The sequence below is a fragment of the Streptomyces sp. UNOC14_S4 genome (genome assembly GCF_020740835.1).
Lineage (GTDB): Bacteria > Actinomycetota > Actinomycetes > Streptomycetales > Streptomycetaceae > Streptomyces.
In genome coordinates, this window is record NZ_JAINFC010000336.1 from 1 (window position 1) to 8,537 (window position 8,537).

7 protein-coding genes, 1 tRNA gene and 1 pseudogene are annotated in these 8,537 nt (G+C 69.3%); 4 read left to right on the top strand and 5 right to left on the bottom strand.

Features of this window, described 5'->3' with window-relative positions:
- Positions 1–243 (top strand): annotated as a pseudogene (locus K6I34_RS25370) (ArsA family ATPase); the annotation flags it as partial.
- A 405-nt stretch (positions 244–648) separates the two neighbouring features.
- Here K6I34_RS25370 and K6I34_RS25375 read toward each other — a convergent pair.
- Positions 649–984, bottom strand: coding sequence for a WhiB family transcriptional regulator (locus K6I34_RS25375; protein WP_183147699.1), 336 nt, complete (start codon positions 982–984; stop codon positions 649–651).
- 385 nt (positions 985–1,369) lie between these two features.
- On the opposite strand from K6I34_RS25375, the gene K6I34_RS25380 reads away from it, so the two are divergent.
- On the top strand, positions 1,370–3,793 hold the full coding sequence (locus K6I34_RS25380; protein ID WP_374231006.1) for a transglycosylase domain-containing protein: 2,424 nt from the start codon (positions 1,370–1,372) through the stop codon (positions 3,791–3,793).
- Positions 3,794–3,935: 142 nt separating this feature from the next.
- Here the strand turns inward: K6I34_RS25380 and K6I34_RS25385 are convergent, their stop codons facing one another.
- Entirely contained in the window at positions 3,936–4,400 is a 465-nt protein-coding gene (locus tag K6I34_RS25385) for a GatB/YqeY domain-containing protein (RefSeq protein WP_229328808.1), read from the bottom strand.
- Between the two features lie 226 nt (positions 4,401–4,626).
- Here K6I34_RS25385 and K6I34_RS25390 point away from each other — a divergent pair, with 226 nt between their 5' ends.
- Together K6I34_RS25390 and K6I34_RS25395 are read left to right on the top strand one after the other, a co-directional pair.
- On the top strand, positions 4,627–5,559 hold the full coding sequence (locus K6I34_RS25390; RefSeq protein ID WP_229328810.1) for a metallophosphoesterase: 933 nt from the start codon (positions 4,627–4,629) through the stop codon (positions 5,557–5,559).
- A gap of 115 nt (positions 5,560–5,674) precedes the next feature.
- Positions 5,675–5,748 (top strand) — tRNA-Pro (locus tag K6I34_RS25395).
- 134 nt (positions 5,749–5,882) lie between these two features.
- On the opposite strand, the gene K6I34_RS25400 is transcribed toward K6I34_RS25395, so the two are convergent.
- From K6I34_RS25400 to K6I34_RS25415, 3 genes are all read right to left on the bottom strand, one after another.
- A complete protein-coding gene (locus K6I34_RS25400) occupies positions 5,883–7,445 on the bottom strand; it encodes a LacI family DNA-binding transcriptional regulator (RefSeq protein WP_229328812.1) in 1,563 nt (520 codons plus the stop codon).
- A 519-nt stretch (positions 7,446–7,964) separates the two neighbouring features.
- Positions 7,965–8,330: a hypothetical protein gene (locus tag K6I34_RS25410; RefSeq protein ID WP_229328814.1), complete on the bottom strand. Its 366-nt coding sequence runs from the start codon at positions 8,328–8,330 to the stop codon at positions 7,965–7,967.
- A partial coding sequence (locus K6I34_RS25415) for a hypothetical protein (RefSeq protein ID WP_229328816.1) occupies positions 8,327–8,537 on the bottom strand: 211 nt, incomplete at its 5' end. The genes K6I34_RS25410 and K6I34_RS25415, both read right to left, overlap by 4 nt.

Here is an 8,537-nt window from a genome sequence, read left to right on the forward strand (position 1 = left end):
TCGCAGGACCCCGTCGCGTCCACCGCACGACTGACGGCCGGCCTGCTGAGGCTGCACGCCGAGCGGATGCAGGTGCTCGCACGTGAGCGCCGTACACGTGACCGCTTCACCGCGCTGCACCCCGAGGTCGCGGTGGCGGAAGTGGCCGCCCTCCCGGGCGACGTGCACGATCTGACGGGCCTGCGGGCCATCGGCGAACGGCTCGCGCACCAGACCGCCGAGGCCGTCGAAGCGACCGGCTGAACAGCCTGAACAGCGGAAGACCGACAGCGGACAGCAGCCGGACAACAGACGGCAGCAGACGGAGAGCAGGCAGAGCGGACGGACAGCGGACCGGCGAAATCCGGTCGAAGCCGCGCCGTCGAAAGCGGACCATCGGGGGCCATCAAAGGCCGCCAGGGGCGGACCGGAGACGAGACGAGGCGCGATGCGATGCGGTCCCCCCGCCGACCGCCCTCTCCTCTTCTTCCTTAGCTTCCCCACTCACCCGCTCACCCGCGCAGCAACACCGCGGTCCGACGCACCGTCGAGAACACCGGGAGCACCACCGAGAACACCGAGAACACCGAGACCATCGAGCCGACGGCGCCGTGGGTAATGCCGTCGAGGTCGAGGCGCTCGCGATCTATCGGGCGCGATCGGCGTCGGCTAGCCGACTGCCGCGTAGGCGCCGTACTCCTCGTCGCTCAGCGGCAGAATCCCCGCGCCACGCTCGTATTCCGTACGGGCGGTCTCCAGCAGCCTGCGCCACGAGGTGACCGTGGGCCGACGCCGCAGCAGCGCCCGCCGCTCACGCTCCGTCATCCCACCCCACACGCCGAACTCCACGCGGTTGTCCAGCGCGTCGGCGAGGCACTCGGTGCGCACCGGGCACCCGGTGCAGACCGCCTTGGCCCTGTTCTGCGCTGCGCCCTGAACGAATAGTTCATCCGGATCGGTAGTGCGGCAGGCTGCCTGCGCACTCCAGTCGGTTACCCAGCCCATGCTGGCGCCGTCCTCTCCCGAATTGAGGCTCCCCCACGGCGGCAGCGGCATATTCACCGTTGCCAGTTGAGGACGTTACGGAAGGCAGGCAGGGGGCAACACCCCCTTCGGGCCCAATCTTGGATGGCCCGAACGGACTATGCGTACGCGGCAGATCACCCAACGGAGTGAGCTGGCGACATCAGTGACTTACCCCGCAATATCGGGGCAGTTTACCCATCCGGCATAGGTCAGCAAGTAACACAGGCGGCAATACGGACACATCTCATCACCCACAAGAGTGAAGGCGTAGGTGATGCCGAATGGGGTCGCAGTGACTGGCGTGAAACAGCGTAGGCGAACACACGGGCGTCTGTCCGCCGAATGAGAACGTAGGCTTCCCTTCATGGCTATGAAGCGTTCGGACGAGGCCCCAAGCAGGGGTCGGCAGGCCGCCAAGTTCCTCGGTGTCAGCGTGCTCTCCGGAGCGGTCCTCGCGGGCCTGGCCCTGCCTGCCGTCGGCGCCTTCGGCCTGGCGGCGAAGGGTTCCACGGAGGGATTCGACGAGATCCCGGCGAGCTTCAAGACCCCTCGGCTGAGTCAGCGCACCATCATCCTCGACGCCCAGGGCGGCGAGATCGCGAAGGTGTACTCCCGCGACCGCACGGTCGTGCCGCTGAACGAGATCTCGCCCTACATGCAGAAGGCGCTCGTCGACATCGAGGACGCGCGCTTCTACGAGCACGGCGCGGTCGACCTCAAGGGCGTCCTGCGCGCGCTCAGCAAGAACGCCCAGTCCGGCGGCGTCTCCGAGGGTGCCTCGACCCTCACCCAGCAGTACGTCAAGAACATCTTCGTCGAGGAGGCGGGCGACGACCCCGACAAGGTCGCCGTCGCCCAGCAGCAGACGCTCGGCCGCAAGGTCAAGGAGCTGAAGTACGCCATCCAGGTGGAGAAGGAGCTCGGCAAGGAGCGGATTCTCAACAACTACCTGAACATCACCTTCTTCGGGCAGCAGTCCTACGGCGTGGAGGCCGCCTCCCAGCGCTACTTCAGCAAGCACGCCAAGGACCTCGACCTGGACGAGGCCGCGCTGCTGGCGGGCATCGTGCAGTCGCCGAGCCGCTACGACCCGGTCAACTACCCCAAGGAGGCCGTCAAGCGCCGCAACACGGTCCTCCAGCGGATGGCGGAACTCAAGCACATCACTCCGGCGGAGGCCGCGGCGGCGCAGGCCAAGCCGCTCAACCTCAAGATCACCCGGCCCAAGAGCGGCTGCATCACCGCCGTCGACGGCGCCGGCTTCTTCTGCGACTACGTCCGCGAGACCTTCCTCCAGGACCCCGCCTTCGGCAAGACGAAGGAGGACCGCGCCAAGCGCTGGAACGAGGGCGGTCTGACGATCCGTACGACGCTGGACCCGCAGACCCAGAAGTCCGTGCAGAAGTCGATCAGTGAGCACGTCTACCAGAACGACTCGGTGGCCACCGCGGTGTCGATCGTCGAGCCCGGCAGCGGCAAGGTGCTCGCCATGGGGCAGTCCCGGCCGTACGGCTTCGGGCTGAACCAGACGCAGATCAACTTCTCCGCCGACCACGGGATGGGCGGATCGAACTACGGTTTCCAGACCGGTTCGACCTTCAAGCCGATCCTCGCGGCCGCCGCCCTGGAGGAGGGCATCTCGCCGAACAAGGTCTACGGCTCGCCCTACCAGATGCCCTACCCGGACTCGGTCGAGACCTGCGACGGCACCTGGCGCAACAGCGGGGGCGAGATGGTGAGCAACGAGAACCGGAGCGAGGTCGGCCCGTACGGCATGCGGGAGGCGACCGCGAAGTCGGTCAACACCTACTTCATCCAGATGATCGGCGACATCGGCACCTGCCCGGTGACGAAGATGGCGACGAAGCTGGGCCTGAAGCCCGCCTCCGGCAAGAAGATGGACCAGGTGCCGTCGATCGCCCTCGGCACCCAGGGCATGTCGCCGCTGAAGATGGCCGCCGCCTACGCGGCGTTCGCCAACGGCGGCAAGTACTGCACCCCGGTTCTCATCAACTCCGCCACCGGCCCCAACGGCAAGAGCATCAGCGTCCCGAAGACGCAGTGCTCGCGCGCCATGTCCGAGGAGACCGCGAACACGGTCAACAGCCTCCTCAAGGGCGTGGTCGAGGACGGCACCGGCAAGCAGGCCGGTCTGGACGGCCGTGACAGCGCGGGCAAGACCGGTACGACGGACGGCCGCCACGCCGCCTGGTTCGTCGGCTACACCCCGAACATGGCGGGCGCGGTCTGGGTCGGCGGCCCCGGCAAGGACATCGAGATGGAGGGCATCACCATCGGCGGTGTCTACCACGACAAGGTCTACGGCGGTGACACCCCGGGCCCGATCTGGCGCGACGCCATGAACGGCGCGCTGGAGGGCAGGCCGGCCCCGGTCTTCGGCGGGGCGACCATCGACGCGGGCCCGGCAGGCGGCGGCACCGGCGGTACCGACCCGGCGGCGGGCAGCGGCAACGGCAACGGCTCGTCGAGGGGACACGGCCGGGGCAGCGGCCAGGGCCAGACCAATGGCGGTGGCCAGGCCACCGGCGACGGCCAGGCGAACGGTGGCGGCAGGACGAACGGCGGCGCCCAGGCCACCGGCGGTGGCGGGGCGAACGGCAACGGCGCCACCGGCGACGATCCCGCCACGGGGAACGGTGGCCCGGTCACCGGTGGCACCCCGGCGACGGGCGGCAGCGCCGGCCGCGGCGACAAGCCCAACCCGGGAGGTGCGACGGGCCCGGCCGGATCGGCGGGCCCGGCGGGCGGCGGCGACAAGGGGCACTGAGCCCGGCCCGCACAGATGACGCGCAGGTGACGCACACAGGGGCGCCCGGACCGTGAAGGTCCGGGCGCCCCTGTGCTGTGCGGTGCTGTGCGGCGGGTGCGCGCGGGCAGGGCCGTCCGCCGAACAGCGGACGGGCTCCGGATCAGCCCGCGAGCAGGCGCTTCACCTCGGCGGCGACGCGGCTGCCGTCGGCGCGGCCCGCCACCTTCGGGTTCACGATCTTCATGATGGCGCCCATGGCCTTCGGGCCCTCGGCGCCGCCCGCCCTGGCCTCGGCCACGGCCTCGGCGACGAGGGTGCTCAGCTCCTCGTCCGACAGCTGCTTGGGCAGGTACTCGGCGAGCACCTCGCCCTCCGCCCGCTCACGCTCGGCCTGCTCGGCCCGGCCGCCCTTCTCGAACGCGTCCGCGGCCTCGCGGCGCTTCTTCGCCTCGCGCGTGATCACCTTCATGACCTCGTCGTCGGAGAGCTCGCGGGCGGTCTTGCCGGCGGTCTCCTCGTAGGCGATGGCGGAGAGGGTGAGGCGGAGGGTGGAGGAGCGCAGTTCGTCACGGGCCTTGATGGCAGCCGTGAGGTCGTCGTGGAGCCTGGACTTGAGCGTGGTCATGCCGCAATCTTCGCACTCGCCGGCACGGGGCGCCCTGCATTAACGCGGGAGGGGCCGGTCGCCGCCCCGCTGAGGCCCCTGAAACGCCCGCCTGGCGCCCGGCACCGACAGGAGCTCGCGACGCGCGCAACTCCCCCTGACGGACCGGGCGATCGCCCTCACGGGGTTATCCACAGGAGGCGACCGGGGAGCTCACGGCATGTGCGCGGTCTGCGACCATGGACGTATGCGCGCTCGATATGGAGTACCCCTGGGAATCACGGCCGCAGGCGCGGCCGCCCTCGCCTACGCCGCCGGCTTCGAGGTCCGTTCCTTCCGCCTGCGACGGGTCACCGTGCCCGTCCTGCCACCGGGCATGCGCCCGCTGCGGGTGCTCCAGGTCTCCGACATCCACATGGTCGGCGGACAGCGCAAGAAGCAGCGCTGGCTCCAGTCGCTGGCCGGGCTCCGACCGGACCTCGTGATCAACACGGGGGACAACCTCTCCGACCCGGAAGGGGTGCCGGAGACGCTCGACGCCCTCGGCCCCCTGATGGAGTTCCCCGGCGCGTACGTCTTCGGGTCGAACGACTACTACGGCCCCAAGCTGCGCAACCCCGCGCGCTACCTGATGGAGCGGGCCACGGGCCGCCACGGCCTCAACGGCAACGCCCCGGCCGTCGGCGTGATCCACAACCCCTGGGAGGACCTGCGCGACGGCTTCGACGCCGCGGGCTGGGCAAACCTCACCAATACCCGGGGCAGCCTCAAGATCGACGGCTACGACATCGCGCTCACCGGCCTGGACGACCCCCACATCAAGCGCGACCGCTACGCGGAGGTGACGGGCGGCCCCCGCGAGGACGCCGACTTCTCCATGGCCGTGGTCCACGCGCCGTACCTGCGGGTCCTCGACGCCTTCGCCGCCGACCGCTACCCGCTGATCCTCGCCGGGCACACCCACGGCGGCCAGCTCTGCATCCCCTTCTACGGCGCGCTGGTCACCAACTGCGACATCGACCCCGAGCGGGTGAAGGGCCTCTCCACCCACCGCGCGGGGGGCCACCGCTCCTACCTCCACGTATCGGCCGGCTGCGGCACCAACCGCTACACCCCGGTCCGCTTCGCCTGCCCTCCGGAGGCCACTCTCCTCACCCTCACCCCGCGCGACCGCGACTGACCCCGCCCCGCCTCCACCCACCCCTTGGGAATCGGATTTCACCTCCGGGCCCCAGTCCGCTAAAGTAGAGCTCGTTGCACCGGGGACCTGCGAAAACAGGAACTACGGCAACGATCGGGGTGTAGCGCAGCTTGGCAGCGCGCTTCGTTCGGGACGAAGAGGTCGTGGGTTCAAATCCCGCCACCCCGACAGGTGAAACAGCACCTCAGGCCCGGTCTTCTCGGAAGAGAAGACCGGGCCTGAGGTGTTTTTTGCGCGCCTGGACGGCGCTTCTGGAGTGATCCTGGAGTGGATCAAGAAAGTCGCTCCAGCGCGGAGCCCTCCTACCGAAGCGCTCTCAGCAGCTCATCGAGGACTCGGACGGGTGATCTGGGACACATCGCACGCCGTGCCCTCAGCGAGGTCTCCCATTCCGCGGTCAGTCCGCCCATGAGGCGTCTGCGCATTTTCGGGGTGACGTGCGAGTAGCGGGACTGCACCGACCCGTCCTCGTGCCCGAGCCGCTCGTCCATGAGCTTCGGCGGTGTCCCCAGCTCCTCCATGATCGCCTTGTGCGTGTGGCGGGAGCTCTGTGCTGTGAAGCCACGTGCGATCGGCACCCAGCACGCCTCGGCGCGGTCCGAGGCTCCTCTCCCCCGCGCGGGCACTCCAGGCCAGGGCTCGGCGAGTACGGGCACGGGGCGCGCCTCCTGCGGAGCCTTCGGCGGGTACCAGCCTGTGACGGCCGGCTGGAGCACCCAGGTGGCGTACCCCGACCGCCGGGGATGAGCCGCTGTCTCCCCAGGGAGGGCACCGCGTACATAGCCGAGCTCCGCGATAGCGACCTCAACCTTGATCCGGGTCTCCTCCCGGACCGTCTCCGGGCGGTTCAGCGCGTTCGACACCGTTCCGACGGAGACCCCGGCCCGACGAGCGACATCGACCAGCTTCACGCCGGAGCGCGGCGCCATGTCGTTGGCTTCGCCATGGCCGCTGAACGTGTACCTCAGTCCATGGCACCTGCACGGCTTCGGACTGGTCCGCGCAATGTGATCGGAGATCAAGGCCGACAGGAACTCCGGCGAGTCGATGTCCCGGTACGAGTCGTCCTTCGGCGGGCAGCGGTGCAGCTCGCCGGAATCCAGCTCGTAGAGCTGCCACTCCACCCGCACCGTCTTGGGGCGGCAGAACTCGGGCTCCAGCCCGGTGCTCTCGCCCCAGCGCATGCCGGTGTATCCCCTGGTGATCTCGGCGACGAACTCGTCGTCACGGCCGGAGAGCAACGACGCCCGTTCGGCGATCAGCAGCATGCCGAGCGAATCCGTGGTCACCTTCTCCGCGCTGCGGTTTCGCGAACGCCCGGCACGCCTACCGCGGCCACGCCGCCTGGCCGCCGGATTGGCGGTCAGAAGACCTTCGTCCACGGCATCCGCGAAGACAAGGTGCAGGGTGCTGCGCCAGGTCTTCACGCTGGCCGGCTTGTAGACCGCTCTTTCCTTCTTGTCCCAGGACGTCACGTCGCTGCGTGAGATCTCCGCGAGGGACCTGTCCCCGAATTCAGGAAGTAGGTGCTCCTCGATGTGCCGCTTGTAGTTCTGCATGGTGGACCGCGCGAGGTCCTGATCCTCGTACCACTGGTTCACGTACTCGCTGAAGGTGATCTCAGCCTGCGGAGCCGTCGAGACCTGCACAGCAACCGAGGCAGGCTCAACCACCGTTCCCGCGGACGCTACCGTGCCGGTCCCCTGCCGGGCCCTCGCTTCGTGGTCGTTCGCGGCCTTCGCAGCATCCCTCTTGGTGCGGTACCGGACTGCCTTGCCCCGTTCGTCCACCACGGTGCGGAGCTGACCAGGGCCAACCCAGTAGCGGGCACGGTAATAGCCGTTGAGCTTTTCGCCGAATCCCACTGTTCCCCTCCTCTCTTCAGTGGGTCACGCAGCGGTGGGCGAGGAGGACGGACAGCTGACTCGGCGGGGCGGCTTGGCTCGGAGACCAGCGGTCGCGTGTTTCGGCTGGCGGGGGCGCGGGTTATCGACCACCGACGGCTCCGGATCCCGAGGGCGCTCCTCGAAGAGAGCGATGATCTCGGCAACGTGCTCAGCCGTGAAGCGGTAGGCCCCGCCCACCCGGGTGAAGGGAATTCGCTGTCGGCGCGCCTGTTCCTTCAGCCACCACTCGGAGCAGCCGAGGGCCTTGGCGATTTCCGCCGGGCGGAAGAGCTGGGGCAGGCCAGCTGCGGCGTCATCGCCACCGCGCTCGGTGAGTCGGACGGCGCGCCGTCGGCGCTCGGCACCCCTCAAAGGGGCACCCCGCAGACGGCGGGTACGAATGTGGTGCATCCTGATGGCACCTCCTGGTTCCTGGTTGGGATGGGGAGGCCGGGGCAGCGGGCTGCTTTGACGGGTTGGCCGCTGCCCCGGGTGAGATCAGAAGTGCTGTGCGAGGAGCCACTCGTGGTACTGGTGGCGGACGTATTCGCGGTGGTCCTCATCGGTGACCAGCTCGGCCCCCTTGAGGCTCAAGCCGCGGTGCGCGATGTCGTACTGGACCAGGGCTCGCGCCGCCTCGACGGCGGTCTCGACCACGTCGGTGGTCTGCCGCGGGACGTACATGGCGGCTTCCTTGACCGCGATGCGGTCGAACACCGCGGCCTTGCGGAGCCAGAACTCGCGGTCCGGCTCGCTGCGGATGAAGGCGCTGCTCTGCGCGGTCACCCAGGAGATTTCCGCGATGATGCTCGGCGCTGCCGCGTACGCGACGGCGGGGTCGTCGGTGTTGGGCTCGGTCGTCACTGGTTCGCTCCAGAGGTGAGGAGGAAGTGCAGGGCCGCTTCGGCCTGCTCGCCGTACGCGCACAGGCTGTCCGACAGGCCGTCGGCGAGGGCGCGGGCCTCGGCCAGCTCGGTGATCCCGTGATCGCCCAGCTCCTCGTACGAGGCGAACGCGCGGACCAGGTCGACGGCCTGCTCGCGACGGTCCACGTCGCGCTGGAGGGCGGCG